The organism is Cognatishimia coralii (assembly GCF_037478305.1).
Taxonomy (GTDB): Bacteria; Pseudomonadota; Alphaproteobacteria; order Rhodobacterales; family Rhodobacteraceae; genus Cognatishimia; species Cognatishimia coralii.
This window is the reverse complement of record NZ_JBBGAZ010000001.1, coordinates 1-22,633: the sequence shown is the minus strand read 5'-3', so window position 1 is coordinate 22,633 and position 22,633 is coordinate 1. Positions and strand designations below refer to the sequence as shown.

The 22,633-nt window shown below is 57.2% G+C and carries 18 protein-coding genes and 1 pseudogene; 10 read left to right on the top strand and 9 right to left on the bottom strand.

Features of this window, described 5'->3' with window-relative positions; all coding sequences use genetic code 11:
• The first annotated feature begins 81 nt into the window (after nt 1–81).
• The 5 genes from WG622_RS00095 to WG622_RS00075 all read left to right on the top strand — a co-directional run bounded on the left by WG622_RS00095 (nt 82) and on the right by WG622_RS00075 (nt 6,427).
• On the top strand, nt 82–1,803 hold the full coding sequence (locus WG622_RS00095; protein ID WP_339401719.1) for a sensor histidine kinase: 1,722 nt from the start codon (nt 82–84) through the stop codon (nt 1,801–1,803).
• Nucleotides 1,800–3,023 carry a sigma-54-dependent transcriptional regulator gene (locus WG622_RS00090; RefSeq protein ID WP_339401718.1) on the top strand — a complete coding sequence of 408 codons (1,224 nt, stop codon included), beginning with the start codon at nt 1,800–1,802 and terminating at the stop codon, nt 3,021–3,023. Before WG622_RS00095 ends, WG622_RS00090 begins: the two co-directional genes overlap by 4 nt.
• Before the next feature lie 241 nt (nt 3,024–3,264).
• The gene (locus tag WG622_RS00085; RefSeq protein ID WP_339401717.1) at nt 3,265–4,269 is read left to right on the top strand and encodes a DctP family TRAP transporter solute-binding subunit; all 1,005 of its coding nucleotides are present in this window, start codon (nt 3,265–3,267) and stop codon (nt 4,267–4,269) included.
• 91 nt (nt 4,270–4,360) lie between these two features.
• A complete protein-coding gene (locus WG622_RS00080; RefSeq protein ID WP_339401716.1) occupies nt 4,361–5,026 on the top strand; it encodes a TRAP transporter small permease in 666 nt (221 codons plus the stop codon).
• Nucleotides 5,027–5,032: 6 nt separating this feature from the next.
• The gene (locus tag WG622_RS00075) at nt 5,033–6,427 is read left to right on the top strand and encodes a TRAP transporter large permease (RefSeq protein WP_339401715.1); all 1,395 of its coding nucleotides are present in this window, start codon (nt 5,033–5,035) and stop codon (nt 6,425–6,427) included.
• Nucleotides 6,428–6,498: 71 nt separating this feature from the next.
• Here the strand turns inward: WG622_RS00075 and rfbA are convergent, their stop codons facing one another.
• On the bottom strand, nt 6,499–7,389 hold the full coding sequence (rfbA, locus tag WG622_RS00070) for a glucose-1-phosphate thymidylyltransferase RfbA (protein ID WP_339401714.1): 891 nt from the start codon (nt 7,387–7,389) through the stop codon (nt 6,499–6,501).
• Nucleotides 7,390–7,576: 187 nt separating this feature from the next.
• Between rfbA and WG622_RS00065 the strand changes: the two genes are divergently transcribed.
• Complete coding sequence (locus WG622_RS00065; protein WP_339401713.1) at nt 7,577–8,626, top strand: DUF2793 domain-containing protein; 1,050 nt, start codon at nt 7,577–7,579, stop codon at nt 8,624–8,626.
• Between the two features lie 86 nt (nt 8,627–8,712).
• Nucleotides 8,713–10,089 carry a phosphomannomutase gene (locus tag WG622_RS00060; protein WP_339401712.1) on the top strand — a complete coding sequence of 459 codons (1,377 nt, stop codon included), beginning with the start codon at nt 8,713–8,715 and terminating at the stop codon, nt 10,087–10,089.
• Here WG622_RS00060 and rfbD read toward each other — a convergent pair.
• From rfbD to WG622_RS00030, 6 genes are all read right to left on the bottom strand, one after another.
• Complete coding sequence (gene rfbD, locus WG622_RS00055) at nt 10,086–10,934, bottom strand: dTDP-4-dehydrorhamnose reductase (protein WP_339401711.1); 849 nt, start codon at nt 10,932–10,934, stop codon at nt 10,086–10,088. The two genes, WG622_RS00060 and rfbD, sit on opposite strands and share 4 nt — an antisense overlap.
• Nucleotides 10,931–11,971: a dTDP-glucose 4,6-dehydratase gene (rfbB, locus tag WG622_RS00050; RefSeq protein ID WP_339401710.1), complete on the bottom strand. Its 1,041-nt coding sequence runs from the start codon at nt 11,969–11,971 to the stop codon at nt 10,931–10,933. Before rfbB ends, rfbD begins: the two co-directional genes overlap by 4 nt.
• Nucleotides 11,968–12,534: a dTDP-4-dehydrorhamnose 3,5-epimerase gene (gene rfbC, locus WG622_RS00045; protein WP_339402673.1), complete on the bottom strand. Its 567-nt coding sequence runs from the start codon at nt 12,532–12,534 to the stop codon at nt 11,968–11,970. The genes rfbB and rfbC overlap by 4 nt, the downstream gene beginning before the upstream one ends.
• A gap of 67 nt (nt 12,535–12,601) precedes the next feature.
• Entirely contained in the window at nt 12,602–13,582 is a 981-nt protein-coding gene (locus WG622_RS00040; RefSeq protein ID WP_209355882.1) for an ABC transporter permease, read from the bottom strand.
• Nucleotides 13,575–14,582 carry an ABC transporter permease gene (locus WG622_RS00035; protein WP_339401709.1) on the bottom strand — a complete coding sequence of 336 codons (1,008 nt, stop codon included), beginning with the start codon at nt 14,580–14,582 and terminating at the stop codon, nt 13,575–13,577. Before WG622_RS00035 ends, WG622_RS00040 begins: the two co-directional genes overlap by 8 nt.
• Before the next feature lie 107 nt (nt 14,583–14,689).
• Nucleotides 14,690–16,387: a peptide ABC transporter substrate-binding protein gene (locus WG622_RS00030; RefSeq protein WP_339401708.1), complete on the bottom strand. Its 1,698-nt coding sequence runs from the start codon at nt 16,385–16,387 to the stop codon at nt 14,690–14,692.
• 425 nt (nt 16,388–16,812) lie between these two features.
• Here WG622_RS00030 and WG622_RS00025 point away from each other — a divergent pair, with 425 nt between their 5' ends.
• Together WG622_RS00025 and WG622_RS00020 are read left to right on the top strand one after the other, a co-directional pair.
• Entirely contained in the window at nt 16,813–18,645 is a 1,833-nt protein-coding gene (locus tag WG622_RS00025; RefSeq protein WP_339401707.1) for an ABC transporter ATP-binding protein, read from the top strand.
• A gap of 41 nt (nt 18,646–18,686) precedes the next feature.
• Nucleotides 18,687–19,850, top strand: coding sequence for a M20 aminoacylase family protein (locus tag WG622_RS00020; protein WP_209355878.1), 1,164 nt, complete (start codon nt 18,687–18,689; stop codon nt 19,848–19,850).
• Between the two features lie 70 nt (nt 19,851–19,920).
• On the opposite strand, the gene WG622_RS00015 is transcribed toward WG622_RS00020, so the two are convergent.
• On the bottom strand, nt 19,921–21,288 hold the full coding sequence (locus WG622_RS00015; protein WP_339401706.1) for a DUF3179 domain-containing (seleno)protein: 1,368 nt from the start codon (nt 21,286–21,288) through the stop codon (nt 19,921–19,923).
• A 184-nt stretch (nt 21,289–21,472) separates the two neighbouring features.
• Here WG622_RS00015 and WG622_RS00010 point away from each other — a divergent pair, with 184 nt between their 5' ends.
• Nucleotides 21,473–22,399, top strand: a complete 927-nt coding sequence (locus WG622_RS00010; protein WP_339401705.1) for an AEC family transporter — start codon at nt 21,473–21,475, stop codon at nt 22,397–22,399.
• A gap of 24 nt (nt 22,400–22,423) precedes the next feature.
• Here WG622_RS00010 and WG622_RS00005 read toward each other — a convergent pair.
• A pseudogene (locus WG622_RS00005) lies at nt 22,424–22,633 on the bottom strand (4-hydroxy-2-oxo-heptane-1,7-dioate aldolase); the annotation flags it as partial.

Sequence of the window (22,633 nt, the reverse complement as noted above, 5' to 3'; positions counted from 1 at the left end):
ATGGCCATCGACACGGCAAAAACAAGGGGCCTTGTGCCCGGATTGCGCTTACCCCTAATGTGGCGCGCATAGGGGAGAGCCGTGCGTAGAAGCCTGACAATCATATTATTTTTGCTCGCAGTGGCGATTTTTTCCGGCGCGATCTGGAATATTGGCTACCGCACGGCGCTGACGGGCGTGGCGGATCAAGGGCGGGTTTACCTGCAGTCGGCCTCGGATCGTTTGGTGGGACAACTGGAACGGTTTCGCCAGTTGGCCGACCTGATTGCGCACCACCCCGAAGCCATTGCAGTGACCAGCGGAGAGATCCCACCCGAGGATATCCTGCCGCTGTTTACGCGCTCTGCGGACAGTACGGGGGCCTTGGAGGTTGGGCTTTTGGATGCCGATGGGCGGTTGGTACTGGCGTCCGCCGACAGCGCCTCGGGGCAAGACTGGAGCGACCGCGACCATTTCGAGCGTGCCATGACCGGCGCCATGGGGTTTGAGCATTTTGTCGACGAGGCAGACCGGCGGATTTTCTCGTTCATGGCACCGGTGCGGGTAGACGGTAAACCTGCGGGCGCTGTGATGGTGCAGGTGGATATGGAGACCATCGAGGAGTCCGACTGGCGCTCTGCCCCGCAAGTGGTTTTGTTCACAGACGAGGACGCGCGGGTCTTTGTTACGAACCGCTCCGAAGTTCTGTTTGAGGGGTTTTCTACCGAGCCGACAGAAGGTGTTTTTGCACCGATGCGCGTGCGTGCAGCCGGAACGAATACAGTCTGGACTCTGCCGGACGCACGGTATCTGCCGAACCGCGCGCTTTATATGGAATTGCCGCGGCCGGTTGTTGGGATGACAGGGCATACTTTGATTTCGACAGCTCCGGCAGAGCGGCTGGCGTCACTGCAGGCATTGGTGGCCGCGGCGGTCTGTATCACCTTTGGCGCGTTTCTTTATCTGGCGCGGGAACGGCGGCGGGTTTTGGCGCGGGATAACCTGTTGCTGGAGCAACGTGTGACGGCGCGGACGGCACAGTTGACGGCGGTGAACGTGAACCTTCGGCATGAAATTGCAGAACGGCAGGAGGCCGAAGAAGCTTTGCGAAAGGCGCAGGCGGATTTGATTCAGGCGGGCAAGCTGACGGCTTTGGGGCAGATGTCTGCCGGCATTAGCCATGAACTCAATCAGCCGCTGATGGCGATCCGGTCCTTTGCGGACAATGGCTCGCTGTTTTTGGAGAGACAAAACCCGACGCAGGCGGCAGAGAACTTCTCTCGCATCAGCGCGCTGAGCCATCGCATGGGGCGGATCATCAAGAACCTGCGCGCCTTTGCACGGCAGGAGAGCGAGCCGGTTACGGATGTGAACATCAATAGCGTTCTGGATGCGGTTATGGAGCTGTCGGAGCCTCGGCTGAATACCGAGAATGTTGTGGTGAACCGAAGTGGCCCGTCTCGGGATGTTTGGGTGCGTGGCGGTGAGGTGCGCCTGCAGCAGGTCTTTATGAACCTCGTGTCCAACGCGGCGGATGCCATGTTGCAAAGCGACACAAAGCAGCTTGATATCAAGGTGATGCGGGACGGATCCGCTGTGCATGTTTCGGTCAGTGACACGGGCCCCGGGCTGGACGATGCGGATAAGATCTTTGATCCGTTTTACACCACGAAAGAGGTGGGGCAATCCGAAGGCATGGGGCTTGGGCTTTCCATTTCCTATGGTTTGGTTCAGAGCTTTGGCGGGGCGATCAACGGGAAAAACCGCCCCGAAGGTGGCGCGGTCTTTACGGTGGAACTGGCGGCAAGTGAGGGTGTGGCGTGAGCAAATCGGTGCTTTTGGTGGATGATGATCGCGCGGTGCGGGATGCTTTGGCTCAGACCCTCATGCTGGATGGCTATGACGTCACGTTGGCGGCGAGCTATATCGAGGCCAAAGACCATATCACGCCCGACTTTGGCGGCGTGATTGTCAGCGATATTCGCATGCCGGGCAAAGATGGCTTTGACCTATTGGCCTTTGCGCGTGGGGTAGACGCCGATCTGCCTGTGGTTCTTTTAACCGGCGAGGGTGACATCCCGATGGCTGTCCGAGGGCTGCAGGCCGGGGCCTTCAATTTCCTTGAGAAACCGTGTGAGACGCAGGATTTCCTATCAGTGGTCGAAAACGCTCTGCGGTCGCGCCGGATGGTGATGGAGAACCGCGTCCTTAAGCAGAAACTGGAACAGGGCGATGCGGCCTCTCGACTGTTGTTTGGCACATCGGATCTGGCCGAAGGTCTGAGGGCGCAGGCCCGCAAGACGGCCAAGGCTGGGACAAATGCCATGATCTTTGGTGCGCCGGGGTCTGGAAATTTCAAAGTGGCCGAGGTGGTGCATTTGTTGTCAGATGCCTCCTCTGCGGCGTTTGAGAAACGCACGGCGGCGGGGCTGACGCCTGAGACTTTGTCAGAGGCGTTGAAAACCGCAGAAGGCGGCACGTTGTTTCTGGATGAGATCTCGACCCTGCCCCAGGACGTGCAGTTTGCCCTAAACGATGCGCTGGACGCGCCGAATGCTCCGACAATCATCGGGGGCACTTATGAGAGTCCTGAATTTTTCCATGAGGGTGGGAATTTTAACAGCGATTTGTTTTATCGCCTGAACGTGATGACCTTGCGGGTACCCTCGCTCAAGGAACGCCCCGAGGACATTCCCGACCTGTTCCGCCACTATGTGAATATCGCCGCTGAGCAGGCCGGCACCCCTGCCCCCGAGGTCACGCCCGAAACGATCAGCACATTGATGGCCCAAGATTGGCCCGGCAATGCGCGGGCGCTGATGAATGCGGCGATGCGATTTACGCTTGGGGTCTCGGATGGCGAGAGCGGCGAAGACCTTGGGCTGGCAGAACAACTGGCGCGCGTTGAGCGCTCTTTGCTGACAGATGCGCTCAAGCGTTTCCGTGGGAATGCGACCGAAGCGGCCAAGGCGCTGAAGCTGCCGCGCAAGACGTTTTATGACAAGCTGACGCGCCACGAGATTCGCGCAGAGCTTTACCGCTAACGGATTTGTGCGGATTTTCGCACAGCTCCTAAAGCACCATGTGCGAAAATCCGCACACAGTAGAAATACGGATATGCGTGACCACGCGAAAACCGCGCCCTACCCTTTGTTTTCTTTAATTTTTTCCGAAGTTCACAAAAAATTTAGAGTTTCTCTTGTTCGCTCAACCTGCCTGCTTTTCATTAAGGCAGGGACAGACTTCCTGTCTGCTAACAGTGTTTAACACTTGGGAGGAAACACTATGAAATTCATCACCGCAGCCGTTGCGGCCACCATCGCGTTTGGCGCAACCACAGCATCCGCGTCCGGCGCATGTGATCCAGGCGAAGTGGTTATCAAATTCAGCCACGTCACCAACACCGACAAACACCCTAAAGGCATCGCGGCATCCCTGCTGGAAGCGCGCGTAAACGAAGAGATGAACGGCAAGGCTTGTATGGAAGTCTTCCCGAACTCTACCCTTTACGATGACAACAAAGTTCTCGAAGCGCTGCTTCAGGGCGACGTTCAACTGGCGGCGCCTTCACTGTCCAAGTTTGAAGCTTTCACCAAGCAGTTCCGCCTGTTTGACCTGCCGTTCATGTTCGCAAATGTCGACGCAGTTGACGCGTTCCAAGCGTCGGACGCAGGCCAAGCGATGAAAGACTCCATGCAGCGCCGCGGCCTGCAAGGTCTGGCGTTCTGGCACAACGGCATGAAGCAGATGTCTGCGAACGTGCCTCTGATTGAGCCATCTGACGCAAACGGCCTGCGCTTCCGCGTTCAGTCCTCTGACGTTTTGGTTGCTCAGATGGAAGCCATCGGTGGTAGCCCACAGAAAATGGCCTTCTCCGAAGTTTACGGCGCGTTGCAACAGGGCGTTGTGGACGGTCAGGAAAACACCTGGTCCAACATCTTCGGCAAGAAATTCTTCGAAGTTCAGGACGGCACCACCGAGACCAACCACGGTATCATCGACTATCTGGTTGTGACCTCCACAGAATGGCTCGACGGTCTGGATGCGGACGTTCGTGACCAGTTCATGACCATCCTGGACGAAGTCACAGCGACTCGTAACGCGGAATCCACTGCCGTGAACGAAGAAGCCAAAGCAGCTGTCATCGCAGCAGGCGGCGTTGTGCGCCAGCTGACACCTGAGCAGCGTCAGGCATGGGTTGAAGTTATGAAACCTGTCTGGGCACAGTTCAAAGATGACGTAGGCCAAGACAACATCGATGCAGCGCAAGCGATTAACGCAAGCATGTAATTTGATGTAACGTTGAAAGAGCCCATCCTTTGGGTGGGCTCTTTTTTTATGCCTGATCGCAAGATAGGCCACACTGAAAAGGAGCTGGGACATGCAGTCGAAACCTTCTTCCGGGTTCGTCGACAAGCTCGAAGAAAACCTCATCGCTGCTCTGCTGGGTGCCATGACATTGCTGACATTTGCCAATGTTGTTGCGCGCAAAGGGTTCAATTCAAACATTCTCTGGGGGCTTGAGGCGACGGTTTTCCTGTTCGGCTGGCTGGTCCTGCTGGGCGCATCTTATGCGGTCAAGAAAGGCGCGCATCTGGGCGTTGACGTCATGATCAACGGCATGTCCGAGAGCGCGCGTCGCGTGACCGGACTGATTGCCATAAGCGTCTGTATTGCCTTCTCTTTCCTTCTGTTGAAGGGCAGCTGGGACTATTGGGCGAACTTCGCAAACCTTCCGAAAACAGAAGGCCGTTGGTTCCCACTGGGCTTTGAAGACAAGTTCCTCGCCAAAGGCTGGTACGAGCTTGATGACATCCCACATCCGACGATCCTGAAGTGGATGGAAGACGTCTTTAACGAAGGCGAAGCCTATAACAAAATGCCACGTCTTATTCCCTATGTGGTTCTGCCTATTTCCTCTGCCCTTCTGCTCTTCCGCTTCATCCAAGCTGGCATCGCCATCTGGAAAGGCGAAACAGATCGAATCGTCGCAAGCCACGAAGTCGAAGACGAAATCGATGAAGCACGCGAAAAAATCGGAGACTAATTGACCATGTCAGTCCTATTTCTATTCCTACTGGTCATTGGCTTTTTGCTGATCGGCGTCCCTATCGCTGTATCGCTTGGCATGTCCTCAATCCTGTTTCTGCTGATCTTTAGTGACACCTCCCTGGCCTCTATTGCACAGACGCTGATGCAGGCATTCGTAGGTCACTTCACTCTTCTGGCGATCCCATTCTTTATTTTGGCGTCGTCGTTCATGTCGACTGGCGGTGTTGCCCAACGCATCATCCGCTTTTCGATTGCCTGCGTGGGACATCTGCGCGGAGGCTTGGCGATTGCGGGTGTATTTGCCTGCATGATGTTTGCAGCCCTCTCAGGATCATCCCCTGCAACCGTCGTCGCTATCGGTACTATCGTCATTGCTGCTATGCGACAGGCGGGGTACACCAAAGAATTTGCAGCAGGCGTGATCTGTAATGCAGGTACTTTGGGTATTCTTATTCCCCCGTCTATCGTGATGGTGGTTTACGCAGCGGCTGTTGAGGTTTCTGTTGGCCGGATGTTCCTCGCAGGCGTTATTCCTGGGATCCTTGCAGGGCTGATGTTGATGATCGCGATCTATGTGATGGCGCGTATCAAGAATATGCCAAAAGGTGAGTGGAAAGGCTGGGGCGAGATCGGAGCGTCCTTCCGCGATGCGTCCTGGGGTCTCTTGCTGATCGTGATCATCATGGTTGGGATCTACGGCATTCCGGGCGTCACAGGCGCGTTCTTTACGCCGACTGAGGCGGCGGCTGTGTCCTCTGTCTATGCCTTCTTTGTGGCCTGCTTCATCTATCGCGATATGGGGCCGCTGGCCGCACGCGACGGGCAAGAGCGCAAGTCGCTGCTGCAGGCGCCTCAGGCGATCGTCACGGCTTGGTTCCACGAAGACACCCGCAAGACCCTGTTTGAAGCAGGCAAGCTGACGGTCACCCTGTTGTTCGTGATCGCCAACGCCCTGATCCTCAAGCATGTTCTGACCGAAGAGCAGATCCCTCAGGCGGTGGCAAACGCCATGCTGTCCGCAGGCTTTGGTCCGGTGATGTTCCTTGTGGTGGTCAATATCATCTTGCTGATTGGTGGCCAGTTCATGGAGCCCTCGGGTCTCTTGGTGATCGTGGCACCGCTGGTTTTCCCAATCGCGATCGAGCTGGGCATTGATCCGATCCACTTGGGTATCATCATGGTTGTGAACATGGAGATCGGTATGATCACGCCGCCAGTTGGTCTCAACCTCTTTGTGACCTCGGGTGTGGCTGGCATGCCAATGATGAGCGTTGTCCGTGCGGCCCTTCCGTTCCTCGGTGTGCTGTTCATCTTCCTGATCATGATCACCTATATCCCAGCGATTTCGACATTCCTGCCGAACTCGATCATGGGACCGGAGCTGATACTAAACTAATAACACTCCCACTCAAACTTAAGCCGCGCAGAGGAGACTTTGCGCGGCTTTTTTGTTTTTAGAAGAGTGGCTTATTTGATTTTCGAGGTCTCGGTTAGAAGGCCTTTCAGGTAGGCACCATAGGCGTTCTTGGAATAGTATTCGGCGCGTTCTGCCAAGGCATCACGGTCGATCCAGCCAGCGTCGAAGGCGATTTCCTCAAGGCAGCCAACCTGCATCCCCTGACGCTCTGACAAGGTACGAACGAAGTTTCCTGCGTCCAGAAGACTGGCGTAGGTGCCCGTATCGAGCCATGCAAAACCTCGGCCAAGTTGCTGAACGGTGAGCGAGCCTTCGTCCAAATAGAGTTCTAAAAGCGAGGTGATCTCAAGCTCACCGCGCGCCGAAGGTTTAACCGATTTGGCTTTTGCAGGCGCTGTGCCGTCGAGGAAATAAAGGCCCGTGACTGCATAAGGTGACGGCGCGACCTCGGGTTTTTCGACGATGGCGGTAACTTTGCCGTCGGCATCGATATCTACGACGCCATAGCGTTCGGGATCGGTGACGCGGTAGCCAAAGACCGTGCCGCCCTGCGCCTGTTTTGCGGCCTCTTCGAGGTGATCTGGCAGGCCATGGCCGAAAAACAGGTTGTCGCCCAAAATCATCGCACTTGGCGCACCATTCAGGAAATCCTCAGCCAGAATATAAGCCTGCGCGAGGCCGTCGGGGCTGGGTTGTTCGATATAGGTAAGCGACACACCCCAATGGCTGCCATCGCCCAAAGCCCGTTCAAATTGCGCACGGTCTTGCGGCGTGGTGATCATCGCGATTTCTCGGATGCCTGACAGCATCAGAACCGAAATCGGGTAATAAATCATAGGCTTATCATAAACAGGCAAGAGCTGTTTTGAGACGCCGCTAGTGATGGGGAACAGGCGAGACCCCGTGCCACCTGCAAGAATAATGCCTTTGCGCTTCGTCATGATCTGTGCCTGCTTTTAATGTCTTTTCTTCTTGTGCCCAGTAACGCCCCGGTTTGGCAAGGAAAACTGCGAAAACCCGCAGGCACGGCGGCAGGCGTTGCGCATTTTGCCTGACCAGCGTGCGCCGTGCCAAGGAGATCGCAAGATGCTTTGCGCAGCTTTGGCGAAACCAAGCCGGAGCTATGTCATGCCTATAGAAACATCCCCGATCCTCGCCCTGCCCTATATTCAAGCAGCACAGGCGCAGAAACATGTGACCCATAATGAGGGCATTCGGCTGTTGGATATTGCGGTGCAACTGGTGGTGCAAAGTCGTTCCTTGACGACGCCACCTGCCTCGGACGCTGAGGGACATCGTTATATTGTCGCGGCTTCGGCGACTGGCGCTTGGGTGGGCCATGACGGAGAGATCGCGATCTATGAGGGCGGAGCCTATTGGTTTATCGCGCCCCAGCCCGGTTGGCGGGCCTATGTGGTGGATGAGGCGGAGATTGCGGTCTTGAGCACAAGTAACCTGTGGGAGACCGCCCGCGATTTGCCCTTGGAAATCGAACGCCTTGGCGTGAATGCAACGCCTGATGCCAACAATCAGATGATCCTCAGCGGGGCGTCGACGCTGTTCACCCATGATGGTGCGGGGCATCGGCTGACGTTGAACAAGGCCACAGCGCGCGACACCGCAAGCTTTCTGTTTCAAACCGGATATGGCGGGCGCGCCGAGGTTGGGACGACCGGAAACGATGATCTGACGATCAAGGTCTCGGCAGATGGCAGCACTTGGGTGGATGCTTTGCGGGTGGATGGCAGCAACGGGTATGTGACGGGGGCTGCGGTGATGGCCTCAGCGACCGATACGACGGCGGGTCGGTTGATGCGGGCGGATTACGGATATGGGCCAGGCAATTTGGTTGGCAGTGTCGCGGAGGCGGCCGGCGTGCCGACTGGCGCTGTGATCGAGACCGGATCAACCGCGAATGGTAGCTACACGCGCTTTGCGGACGGCACGCAAATTTGTGCGCAGACCCTGACCACAAGTGGCACGGGCGTGACAACTTGGAGCTTTCCGATCGCGTTTTCGACGCCTCCAAGCGGTGTCGCAAGTGCCCAAGCCAGCGTGCCAAGGTTCACCACGACAGGCGCGTCTAGCACCACTCAGACCGACGTCGACTGCTGGGATATCTCCGGCACGCGACAGGCAGAAACCGTGCATCTGATCGCCTTTGGCCGCTGGTTCTAGGTTTTCCTGACCTCAGGGGGATTTCCCCTCGCACCACTTGACCTGAGGCGCTAAAACCCAAGCAAGTATTTGGATTGGGTGGAATTATGGCTCCGAAATTTGGTACGAGCGGCTTGCGCGGGTTGGTGACGGAACTGACCGCTGACTTGGTGCAAGACTACACACAGGCGTTCATCGCGAGCTGTGACACCGGCGGTGCTGTGCATGTGGGGCAAGATCTGAGGCCTTCGTCTCCTGAGATTGCATCCGAGGTCTTGAAAGCCGTTGAGGCTGCGGGACTTGAGGCCGTTGATTGCGGGGTGCTGCCGACGCCTGCTCTGGCCTTTTCGGCGATGGCGCAGGGGCATGGCGCGATTATGATCACCGGCAGCCACATCCCGGCAGATCGCAACGGGTTGAAATTCTATGTGACAAGCGGCGAGATCAGCAAGGCTGACGAGACGGCGATTGTTGCGGCTTTGGGCGGCGTGTCGAAGGCGGCAAAAGGCGCGCGTTCTCAGCAGGATAGCGCCGCGGCCTTTGTGGCTCGCTACACCGATGCTTTCGCGAAAGATGCACTAAGCGGCTTGCGCATAGGGGTCTATCAACACAGTTCGGTCGCGCGCGATCTCTTGATGACCATCCTTGAGGCCTTGGGAGCAGAGGTCACGCCGCTGGCGCGTTCCGAAGTCTTTATTCCGGTGGACACCGAAGCGGTCGATCCAGAGACCCGAGGTATGTTGACGGGCTGGGTACGTGCACATGGTCTTGATGCCATTGTCTCAACTGACGGGGACGCAGACCGTCCGATGCTGGCGATTGCTCCGGGAGAGATCGTGCCTGGCGACGTGCTTGGCGCGCTGACGGCGGATTATGTTGAGGCGGATGTGTTGGTGACTCCTGTTTCCAGCAATACGATGATCGAAGCGATGGAGGGGTTTTCCACCATCCACCGGACCCGCATCGGTTCGCCCTATGTGATTGCAGCGATGGAAGAGGCTTTGGCGGATGACAGAGCCGCCCGAGTTGTAGGCTATGAGGCCAATGGGGGCTTTTTGTTGGGGTTTGAGGCCAAAGGCCTCGCGCCGTTGATGACGCGCGATTGCGTCTTGCCGATCCTTGCGCCTTTGGCGTTGGCCAAGTCCCAAGGTGTTTCACTGGGGGATTTGGTGGCGGATCTGCCACCGCGGTTCACAGCCGCAGATCGCTTGCAAGGGATCGCGACGGAGGCCTCGCAGGTGTTTCTGGCGGAACTCAGCACCGACGCGACCGCTCGGGCTTCGTTTTTTGAGGGTATGCCAATGGAAACGGCTGTGGACCAAACGGACGGGCTTCGCGTTACGTTTGAAGGCGGTGATATTGTGCATCTGCGGCCCTCAGGCAATGCGCCAGAGTTTCGATGCTATGCCGAAAGTGACAGCGCCGATGCCGCGACGGCTTTGGTCACAAGGCATCTGGAATCGCTCAAGGCGCGTTTGGCTTAGGCCTCTAGGTCGCGCAAAACCTCGTCCAAAGCCTCGCGCCAATCGGGGATGTCGACATCGAAATCTTTGGTCAGATCGCTGCATTCCATGCGGGAATTGAGCGGTCGTTTGGCGGGGGTTGGATAGTCCGAGGTTGGGATATCCGCGACCTGCGTGTCGCGACCTGATTTCTCGAAAATCTCGCGGGCGAAATCGGCCCAGCTGACGGCGGGATGACCTGCGAAATGAAAGGTGCCGCCCTTGCGGGCCCCGAGCTGGGGCGCAATCGCGAGTAGCGCTTTTGCGATGTCGCGTGCGGCGGTTGGGCCTCCGATTTGATCGGCGACGACGGTGAGTTGGTCGCGTGTTTCAGATAGCCTCAGCATGGTTTTGACGAAGTTATTGCCATGGGCCGAAAACACCCAGGATGTGCGCAGAATGAGATGCGCTCCACCTGCCGCGCGCACGGCCTCTTCGCCGGCCAGTTTACTGCGGCCATAGGCGTTTTGGGGTGCTACGGGATCATTTGGCGACCAAGGCTTTTCCCCTTCTCCGTCAAACACATAGTCGGTTGAGACATGCAGAAACGGGATACCCTTGACCGCACAGGCCCGCGCCATGGCCCCGGGGGTGTCGCCGTTGATAATCGTGGCGAGGGCTTCTTCCTCTTCGGCCTTGTCGACCGCCGTGTAGGCCGCGGCGTTGATCACTGCGTCTGCGTCACTTTGGGCGATGATTGCGGCGCAGGCCTCGGAGTCTGATAGATCCGCCTGATCGCGGCCCAAAGCCATGATCTCATGCGCACCGCCTTGCAGGATCAATTCCCGCGCGACTTGTCCGGTCTTGCCAAAGACGAGGAGCTTCATCCGCCCTGCCCGAGCCGTTCTCCGACACCGTGACGCGCCATGAGCGCTTCGAGCCAGTCGCCGTTTTCGAGGTACCATTGAACCGTCTTGCGCAGGCCTTCCTCGACGGTCACGGAGGGCCGCCAGCCGAGTTCTTCACGCATGCGGGTCGGGTCGATGGCGTAGCGCAGATCGTGGCCGGGGCGGTCGGTGACAAAGGTGATCTGATCTGCATAGGGCGCGTCCCCCGGGCGCAGATCGTCCAGGATCGCGCAAATCTGGCGGACGAGGTCGATATTGGTGGCTTCGTTCTCGCCGCCGATGTTGTAGCTGCGGCCCAGCTCGCCCTTTTCAAGCGCCAGCAAAAGCGCGTCGGCGTGGTCTTCGACATAGAGCCAATCGCGGATGTTCTCGCCTTTGCCATAGACCGGGATCGGCTGGCCTGCGAGGGCGTTTAGGATCACCACGGGGATCAGTTTTTCGGGGAACTGATAAGGCCCGTAGTTGTTGGAGCAATTGGTTATGACAACCGGCAGGCCATAGGTTTCGCCCCATGCACGCACAAGGTGGTCGGAGGCGGCTTTGGACGCGGAATACGGGCTGTTGGGTGCGTAGGGCGTGTCCTCGGTGAACATGCCGGTTGCGCCGAGGGTGCCATAGACTTCGTCGGTTGAGACATGGTGGAAACGGAAGCTGTCGGGCCGCCCTTGAGCCTCCCAGTACGCGCGCGCGGCCTCGAGCATCACATAGGTGCCGTTGACGTTGGTCTCGATGAAATCGCCGGGTCCGTCGATGGAGCGGTCGACGTGGGATTCAGCGGCCAAATGCATGATGGCGTCGGGTTTATGGCCATTGATCGCGGTCTGAATGGCCAGTGCATCGCGAATGTCGGCTTGCACGAAAGTGTAGTTTGGCGAGAGCGCCACAGGGGCCACATTGTCCAGACAGGCGGCATAGGTCAGCGCGTCTAGGTTGATCACTTCATGGCCGCGTTCGATGGCGAGGCGCACAACGGCAGATCCAATAAATCCGGCCCCGCCGGTGACGAGAAGTTTCATGATGCGGTCCATTCAAATGGGGAATTGAAATCTGCAAAGCTCTGGGCGTTCGCGTCTTTGGTGCTCAGCGTTGCGCCGGAGGTGTCGCTGCCCCAGTCGACCCCGATATCGGGATCATCAAAGCGCACGGCCCCGTCACATTCTGGGCTGTAGTAATCGTTACATTTATAAAGGATTTCTGTGTCGGGCATCAGTGTGATGAACCCATGCAGAAAGCCTTCGGGGATCAAGAGCTGCCGGCCGTTTTCGGCGCTGAGTTCCTCAGAGATCCACTGCCCATAGGTTGGGCTGCCTTTGCGAATGTCTACGGCCACATCGAGGAGCGCCCCGCGCCCGCAGCGCACCAGTTTCGCCTGCGCGTGGGGCGGCGATTGGAAATGCAGACCACGGACCGTGCCGACTTCAGCCGAAAGGCTTTGATTGTCCTGCACAAAGTCATAGTCGAGCCCCTGCTCGGCCATCCGCGCCTTGTTCCATGTCTCACAAAAATAGCCACGGGCGTCGCCGTGGCGTTTGGGCGTTAGCAATAGAACGCCATCAAGCTTTGTCTTGGAAATCTCCAGCACGCGCTGCCCTCGATTGTTTTTCGCAATCTAGGCAATGCGCGTGCTGAAGGACAGTAGGTTTTGCTTACCTTCCGCGGATTCTTGGGTCCAATGCGTCGCGCAGACCGTCTCCGAGGTAGTTCACCGACAGAACCGTCAGGGAAATCGCGATGCCCGGGAGCATGACGCGTTCGGGGAAGGCCTCCATCCGCGATACAGCATCCGCCAAGAGTTTGCCCCAGGTGGGGAAGTCTGAGGGGAAGCCGACGCCCAGAAATGAGAGCGCGGATTCGGTAATGATCGCCGCGGCGAGGCCCAGCGTGGCCGAGACCATGATCGGCGAGATCACATTGGGCAGAAGATGCCGACGGATGATCGCGCTAGACGACGTGCCGATAGAGCGCGCGGCCAGAACGAATTCTCGTTCCTTTAGCGCAAGCACTTCGCCGCGCACGATCCGTGCGGTTTGCATCCATGACGTGATGCCAATGATGCCGACGATCATAATGAACATGCCACCTTCGGGGCCGAAACGGCTGACCAAAGGTTGGCGGAACAGCGTCACAGCCACCAGAGTAATCGGCAGGATCGGCAGGGACAGCACCAGATCGGTGAATCGCATCAAGAGGCCGTCTGCGCGGCGGAAGAAACCCGCGGTCACACCCACAAAGGTGCCGATCACCATGGTCAGCGCCATGGCGAGCCAGCCGACGGCCATGGACACACGGCCACCTTCCAAGAGGTTTGCGAGGATATCGCGGCCCAGTTGGTCGGTGCCAAAGGGATGGTTCCACCCGGTCTTGGCGTCTCCATCCCAGAGTGCAACATAGATCGGACGCATGTCCTTGGCGCGGATGTCCAGTTTCTGCGCGTCTATGGTCCAGACATAAGGCCCGACGATCACCGCCAAAGTGATGAACAGCAGGAACCCCCCGCCCCAGACCGCGCCTTTGTGTTTGCGGAACTGGTGCCAGACGTCCTTCCATTGGCTGGTGGGCGGCTGATCCGGCACTTTGTCCTGCAGCGCGCCGTAGGTTTCCACGGTGTTTTCAGAGGTCTCAGTCATAGCGGATCCTCGGGTCTAGGACGCCGTAAAGCACGTCCGCGATGATGTTGAAGACAACGATCAGGATTGCAAAGATGAAGGTCAGGGTCATAACCATCGGCAGATCGTTCGCGAAAAGCGCCGTGATCAGAAGCTGACCAATGCCGTTCACCTTAAAGATCACCTCGGTGATGATCGCTCCGCCAAAGATCTGCGGCACGTTCAGCGCGATCACCGTCACAACAGGGATCATCGAGTTGCGAACCACATGGGCCAGAACCACCGTGCGTTCCCGCAGGCCCTTGGCGCGCGCCGTCCGCACATAGTCCTGGTTGAGATTATCCAGCGTCGAGGCCCGCATAAAGCGGTTGAGCTGCGCCGTGATCTGCAAGGCCAGCACCATCACCGGCAAGACCATCTGTTTGAGCTGTATGACAAAACTGTCCCAATCCACGACTTTATGGACCGTGTTATAGACCGAAGGCAGCCATTCAAGCTGGACCGCAAAGATCACGATCAACAGAGGACCGGTGAAGAACGGCGGGATTGAAAAGCCGATCATCGACACAAAGGTGCCGACGTTGTCAAAGACAGAATATTGTTTGTAGGCCGAGTAAATCCCGATCGGCAGAGCAATCAGGATCGCAACCACATAAGCGGTGCCCACAACCCAGAGCGTCTGGGGGATACGCTGCACAACGATGTCCATCACCGGAGAACGCGTCTGCCAGGAAATCACCCGCAGTTTGCCCTCGGCAAATCCGGTGCCAAAGTAGTAATCGATCAGAACCTGAGGTTCGACCCAGAACATCTGCACCAGCCATTTGTAGTATTGAACATGAACAGGCTGACCCAGTCCCAACGCCTCGCGCATCTTTTGTTTGACTTCGGGGGGGACGGTCAGAGGTACCTGGGCCATCGGGTCTCCAGGGGCCAACTGCAAAAGCAGGAAAATCGCCAGGCTGATGAAGATCAGCGTCGGTACGGCCAGAACCAAGCGGCGAATGGTATAGGTCAGCATACGCTTCCCCTTACGCAAGCATTATTAACTATTGGGTACGTTAGGACGAAAGATCCGCGAGGCGCAATATGGTTGCGCCTCGCGGGCTTTGTCAGATCAAGTGTAGATTACTTGCGGTACCAGTCGGCCACATTCCACAGCTCGGAGTCCCATACGTTCAGGACAACACCGCCGAGGGAATTTGCGTGTGCAGAGACACGACCACGCTGCACCAGCGGGATCATACCGCCGTTGGACACGAGCATGTCGTTCAACTGCTTGCCGATCTTGGCGCGCTCATCAATGCCTGCTGTGGTGGTCAGCTGAGCATGCAGAGCGTCATATTCTGGCATACAGAAGCGAGAGATGTTCTCACCCTGCCACTGGGACTCAGGCTTTGGTGCCTTGTCGCAGAGACCGTTACCCAGATACGCCTGAGGATCGGTGCCGTTGAAGGTGTTCGCATACATCTGAACGTCTGCGTAGAACTTCTGGAAGGTGTCAGGGGAGCCTGGGTCACCACCGAAGAATACAGATGCGTTGATGTTACGCAGTTCGGTTTCAATACCGATCTCAGCCCACCATGCTTTGATCAGAGCTTGGAAGTCCTGACGCACAGCGTTGGTTGAGGTCTGATAGAGGATCTTCAGAGGCACACCGTCTTTTTCACGCACGCCGTCGCCATCGGTATCCACGACACCTGCTGCATCCAGCATTGCGTTCGCGCCCGCGATGTCTTGGGTGTCGCAGGTGAAGGTGTCAGAGTTGAACGCCGCTGGCGCTGGAACCCAGTTACAGGTCACGTTGCCTGCGGTGCCGTAGCCGACTTCAACCAGAAGTGGGCGGTCAAGCGCCATGGACATCGCTTTGTAAACCGCTGGATCACGCAGGAATGGGTGTGGTTCTGCAGCCGTAGAGCGCACGCCTTCCGCCAGATCTGGCGATGGGTTGGTTTGGTTCAGCATCAGACGCTCAACCAGTGGGCCAAAGCCCGCAACCGGTGTACCTTTGCCGCCTTCTGCCATCTTTGCGATCACGTCAGGTGCCAGCTGCAGGTTCCAGCCATAGTCAAATTCGCCGGTTTCCATAACCGCACGACCGGAATCTTCTGCAGAGCCGCCACCTTTGAAGGTCACGGACGCAAAGGCAGGCTTCGCTGGGTCACGGTAGTTCGGGTTGGCTTCCATGGTGATCACGTCGTTCGGGCGGAACTCGGTGACAACGAATGGGCCGGTGCCGATTGGGCCAAAGTTCGCGTCTGTACACTCAGGCGCTTTGGCACCGAGACAGTCTGCGAATTGCGCCGCTTGAATGATTGGGCTTTCGCCACCAACAAACGGGCCGTATGGGTTTGGCGTCGGCGCTGCAAAGTTCACAACAACTGTGGTCGCGTCTGGAGTTTCAACAGAGGAAACGCCCTCAAACTTGGTCACCTGCGCACAGCCACCTTCTGGGTGGGTACAATAGTCATAGGTGAATTTCACGTCTGCCGAGGTGAAGTCAGAGCCGTCAGACCATTTCAGACCTGGGGTGATGTTCCAGGTGATGGAAGTCAGGTCAGAGGACACGCCACCATTCCCGGTTGTTGGGATCTCTGTCACCAGCCAAGGAACGAGCTGGCCATCTTGGTTGTAGCGGGCCAGAGGCTCGATGATCATGGAAGCGGATTCAACATCCTTGGTACCGCCCGACAGGAACGGGTTCAGGATGGATGGCGCTTGCCAATAGATGATGCTGACATTGCCATCGCTTCCGCGTTCAGCAAAGGCAGCTGGCGCAAATGCTGTTGCAGCAATTGCTCCCATTAACAGGGTCTTAATTTTCATATCATACTCCTAGTTGGACACATGCGTGTGCCGGTTGGGACGTCTCTAGATGGATCGTCTCCGCGCAAACCCCGAGAAAGATCAAACGCTAATAAGAACATTCGTTTAATACTTTTACCCCTCAAGTTGCATAGCCATCGAAGCACAAATTAAGAAAAAAGCAAGCGGTCAAAAAACAATCATTCCCCTTTTTCCGCCGACTTAGGAGGATTTCCCGACGAACTGCCGAAATACGGGCATTCAGAGGATCAACTTCTTTCCTTTTTGGTCAAATTTTTAGCCTTTTGTTTCTTTTCTTCGCGAAAATAAGTCAGAAAATTCTGTTCTGACCAGACGCCGTAAGGTCATCTTGGACCCAAGGTCACTTTGTTTGACAGTTCGACGAAATGAGGCGTAGCCTGAGCTCAATTCAGTGAGGGTACCTAATGCTTGATGTCCAAGACTCCGCGCCAATCGCGCAGATTGAAAACCTGCGTGTGGAGTTTCAAACCAAAGACGGCCCGGTGGTCGGCGTCGAAGATGTTTCCTTTAAAATCAACCCCGGAGAGACGGTTTGTGTCGTTGGTGAGTCGGGCTCTGGCAAGTCGGTGTCGTCTCTGTCTTTGATGCGGCTGGTCGAGTTTGGCGGCGGTGATATTGCGGGCGGACGGCTGTTGTTTGACCGCGGTGAGTCGGAGCCAATGGACCTGTCCAAAGCACCTCAAGATCTGATGCGGTCGATCCGCGGCAACGAAATCGGCATGATTTTCCAAGAGCCGATGACGGCGCTGAACCCGGTTTTCACAGTGGGGCGACAGCTGACAGAAGGGCTGCGTCTGCACAAAGGTCTCAGCAAATCTGAGGCCGATGAGCGCGCGTTGGAATTACTGCGGCAGGTACGAATCCCGGAACCTGAGCGGCGTTTGGCGCAATATCCGCATGAATTGTCGGGCGGCATGCGCCAACGGGTCGTGATCGCGATGGCTCTGGCCTGTGAACCGCGCCTTCTGATCGCGGATGAACCGACCACAGCGCTGGATGTAACCATTCAGGCCGAGATTCTTGCTTTGATGGACCGTCTGAAACGCGAGACTGGTACGGCGGTGATGTTCATTACGCACGATATGGCCGTGGTTGCCCAGATGGCTGACCGCGTGGTCGTCATGTTCCGCGGCAATAAGGTCGAAGAAGGCACCGTCGAAGAGATCTTCGAGAACCCGCAACACCCTTATACCAAAGCGCTTCTGGCCGCAGTCCCCAAGCTGGGCGAAATGCGCGAGAAGGCTAATCCAGAACCCATGAAGCTCTTGGGTCGCGAGCAAGGCAAGATCGAACCGATCATTGGCACACAAGAACCTCTGCTCAAGGTCGAGAACCTCACCACGCGCTTTGCCGTCAAAGGCGGGTTCTTCCGCCGGACAGTGGCGAATGTTCACGCTGTTGAGGATCTGAGCTTTACATTGAACAAGGGCCAGACCCTGTCGCTGGTTGGGGAATCCGGCTGTGGTAAGTCCACGGCGGGGCGTTCAATCCTAAGGTTGGTCGAGCCGATGTCGGGCAAAGTCACTCTTGGCGACACCGATGTGATGGCGCTGAACCCCGGCGATCTGCGGGACATGCGTCGCGATATGCAGATGATCTTTCAGGATCCCTTCGCAAGCCTGAACCCGCAAATGCAACTCGCCGAACAGGTGGCCGAGCCGATCCATAACTTTGGCACGCTCAAAGGCTCCGCGATTTCGGATCGTGTCTCGATGCTTTTTGATCGCGTGGAACTGCCCCGCAGCTTTATGCGCCGTTTCCCGCATGAGCTTTCGGGTGGTCAGCGCCAGCGTGTCGCCATCGCGCGCGCCTTGGCCCTGAACCCGAAACTGATCGTTGCGGACGAAGCGGTCTCGGCGCTGGATGTGTCCGTGCAAGCGCAGGTTCTGAACCTGATGATGGAGCTTCAGGCAGAACTTGGTGTGAGCTATCTCTTTATCTCTCACGACATGGCGGTCGTGGAACGTGTCAGCCACCAAGTTGGCGTCATGTATCTGGGCCGCATCGTTGAAATGGGCTCGCGCGCGCAGGTCTTTGAGAACCCGCAACACGCTTATACGCGAGCTTTGATGAAGGCCGTTCCCATCGCCGATCCGCGCCAGCGCAAAGAGGAAAAAGACTTGAATTTCAAGCCGATCCCCTCCCCTATTCATCCGATTGGCCACGAGCCCGAGCCATCCAAATACGACGAAGTCGCCCCCGGCCATTTCGTTCTGACCACCGACAGCGGCTATTGATCCGCCCCACTGCTTGATCTGATTTTGCGAGGACCAGAAATATGCCAGTAAAGAACCGTTTTGCCGAGTTGCACGCGGATATCACCGAATGGCGACGCGACATTCATGCCCATCCTGAAATCCTGTTTGAAACCCACCGCACCTCTGCCTTGGTCGCTGAAAAACTGCGCGCCTTTGGCTGTGATGAGGTGGTCGAAGGCATTGGCCGCACGGGCGTTGTCGGCGTGATCAAAGGCCGCACGGACAGCGGCAAGGTCGTGGGTCTACGTGCCGACATGGATGCGCTGCCGATCCATGAGGCGACGGGGCTTGAGTATGCCTCCAAAAACGAGGGCGCAATGCATGCCTGTGGGCACGACGGCCATACGGCGATGCTCTTGGGCGCGGCGCAATATCTGGCTGAAACCCGCAATTTCGACGGCACCGCTGTGGTGATCTTCCAACCTGCCGAAGAAGGCGGCGGCGGAGGTCGTGAGATGTGCGAGGACGGCATGATGGACCGTTGGAACATCCAAGAGGTTTACGGCATGCACAATTGGCCAGGGGCTCCGGCGGGGTCCTTCTCGATCCGTCCGGGCGCGTTTTTTGCGGCGGCCGATCAGTTTGAGGTGGTGTTTGAGGGCAAAGGCGGCCACGCGGCCAAGCCTCATGAGACCATCGACACCACTTTGATGACCGCACAGGCCATCGTGGCGTTGCAATCCATCGCCAGCCGCAACGCAGATCCGGTCGAGCAGATCGTGGTCTCTGTCACCGGCATTCAAACGCCGACCATGCCGTTTAACGTGATCGCTCAGACGGTGACCATTCGCGGGACGGCACGGACTTTGTCCAAAGAAAACCGTGATTTGGCAGAAAAACGCATCACCGAGATCTGCGAAGGCATCGCGACCACTTTTGGTGGCGTGGCCCATGTGAACTATATGCGCGGCTATCCGATTATGGCCAACCACGAGACCGAAACCGAATACGCGGCGAAGGCGGCGGCGGATGTGGCTGGCTCTTGCTCTGACGCGCCTCTGGTCATGGGCGGCGAGGACTTTGCCTATATGCTCGAGGAACGCCCCGGTGCTTATATCCTGATGGGCAATGGAGACACCGCGGCGGTGCACCATCCGGAATACAACTTCAACGATGACGTGATCCCGATGGGCTGCAGCTGGTTCGCTGAAATGATTGAACAGCGGATGCCTATCGCCAGCTAAGTCGCTCACAAATAAAAAAAGGCGCGCCCGAGGGTTGGCGCGCCTTTTTCTTTGCCTGTCTTGCTATTCTCTATTGGGTCCACAGCTCTGTGTCTGGATGAAACTGAGACCAAGCGAACCAAAACGCCTGATGGCTGCCAAGGTCGGACCCATCCGCATCGACGGCTTTGATCCCGCCTGCCTCTAATTTCAGGCGCACATTTTCAAAACCGATCTCTTCGCCTGCTTGCAGCGCAAGGAAGGCGGTCGCACGCTGGAAAGCCACCGGTTTGCCCGAGGCCGTGGTCACACCGATGATGTCTTCGTGGATGGGTAGACGCGGGTCGACGTCTCCGACGGGAAAGATCGGCCCGTCTTTGTCGCGGTTGTTGCGGAAGTCAAAGTCTCGGCCCAGCGCCAGTTCTTCGACGAGGACGGTGGTGTCAGGATGTTGTGCCTTCCATGTGCCCCAGTCGGTGGTGATGACCGTGGCCTGATCCAGTTTCAGGCCGATCTCGGCCAAGGGGCCGGTGACTGCGTGACCCAGGAAGGTGTCAAAGACGGAGTAGGTATTGTGGTCATACATGACTTTGTTCGAGCGGATCAAAAGACCCGAGGTCCTCAGCACCGGACGCTCGACACCCGCTGGCATATTGTCCGTGAAATAAGCCTGCATCGCGCCGCAGAGGGTGCAATAAGGAATGCCCAACTGACGCCCGCCCAGCGTATCATTGACCATCTCGCGCACTTCCATGATGCGGCGCGGATAGGCGCGGGTTTCGCCGTTTACTTCGACACCAAAGACGATGTCGCTGTCCTTGAGCCACGTCGCCTCTTCCGCAGTGCTGACGGCCGGATCATCGGCGGCGGGGATACAGTTGTTGCAGATCTCTTCCAGCCCGAACGGTCTGTCATCGATCAAAACCCCTCCCCATGAGACAAGCCGCCAGTCAATGTCGCCTTCAACAAAGATGCGGTCCCATCCGGGGACAAAGCGGGTAAAAATCGTCCGCTTTTCATTGAGATAGCCCGGATAAGACGGCACATCCCAAGCGATCAGGTGGTTTGTGATCTTGTTCCAGCGATCAAAGCTGTCAAATGAAATGCCAAGCAGCTCGCCTGCAGTATCAGAGAGCGCATTGTGGAACTCGAGCCGCCATGTAAAGCGCATCATGTCAGCAATTGTCCACGCCAGACGCGGGTCGCCAGACGCTGCGATGACGTCCAACGCCTCGCTTTGATCGGTGCCCCAGCGGCCATTCTCGAGGCTCTCGACAAAGACCACACGCACCGCCTCTTGCAACTCGGGTGAGAGGTCGCCTGTGGGAATGGCAGGTGGTTCGCCAAATTGCGCGATCGCGTAGTCTGTCACCCTTTCTTGCGCCTGAGCGGCCCCGGCGATGGGGGCAAGCGCCAGGGCTCCGGCCAAAAGAGATGCGGTGAGCTGTTTGAACGTCATGGATCTTCCTCGGAGGGTTCGTTGCCCAGAGCATCCATAGATTCCGTTCACAGAGCCAATCACGTTTACCTCAACAAGCGGTGAGAGGTTTGGCGGCGTGCTATTTTAACGGCCTCAGGTAGACCTTTCCCTGCCAATGGCGCATGGTCTTCGCGAAGATCGCGCAGAAACTGAGGCTACGCATATGTTGGATATTTTCACGATTGTTGCACCGGTCTTTCTGGTGGTCGGCGCGGGCTATGTCGCTGTGTGGCAGGGGCTATTTTCTGATCAAGCAGTCGACGGGCTGATGGTGTTTTCCCAGAAGTTCGCCATTCCCTGTCTGCTTTTTGCGGCCATGGCGCAGCTGGATTTGAGCACCGCTTTTGACCCGAAGGTCCTCTTCGCCTATTTCGCCAGCGCGATTGGATGTTTTTGCATCGGCATTGCTGTCGCCCGCCACATCTTCTCGCGCCCTTGGCCAGACAGTGTCGCGATTGGCTTTGCGGCGATGTTTGCCAATACCGTCTTGCTTGGCCTGCCGGTTATGGAGCGCGCCTATGGCGTCGACGCCTTAGAGGCCAATTTCACCATCGTCGCCTTGAACGCCGCAACCTGCTATCTGATTGGCATTTCCACCATGGAATTCATTCAGGCCAAAACGCGCGGCCGCGCTCTGGTCTTTACCGTGGCCAACGCCATGTTCCATAATTCCATTATGATCGGCATCGCGCTTGGCCTTTTGGTCAACGTCAGCGGCCTCCCTATTCCTTTGATCTTTGCCGACGCGCTGGACCTTATGATCCGCGCCGCCCTGCCAGCCGCGCTCTTTGGCATGGGTGGTGTTCTGTTTCGCTATAAGCCTGAGGGAGATCTGCGAACGATCTTATTCCTCTGTGGTCTGTCCCTGATGGTTCAGCCTGCGATGGCTTTTGGACTTGCGCATTTGGGCGGGCTGGAAACCGCCAAGCTCCGGTCGGTGGTCGTGACCGCCGCAATGGCGCCCGGGATCAACGCCTATCTCTTTGCAGATATGTATGGGGTGGCACGGCGCGTGATTGCGTCGTCTGTTTTGATCGGGACCACACTGACCGTGATCACCGCATCAGTCTGGCTATTGGTTCTCCCCTAGTTGAGCACATGGGGTTTCGCGGATTTAAAACTCAGCACGAAGCGCGTGTATGGACTGGCTGAGCAAAACTTGATCTACAGCCACAGCCGTAAAGCTTGAGCCCAATGCGATCCAGCGCTTCGCGGCTTCTACATTGAGATCCATGAGCCCAATGGGCATGCCGATGGCCTTGCACCTCTCAAAGGCCTGCTCGATGGTTTTCACGACCTCAGGATGATCGAACTGACCCGGATA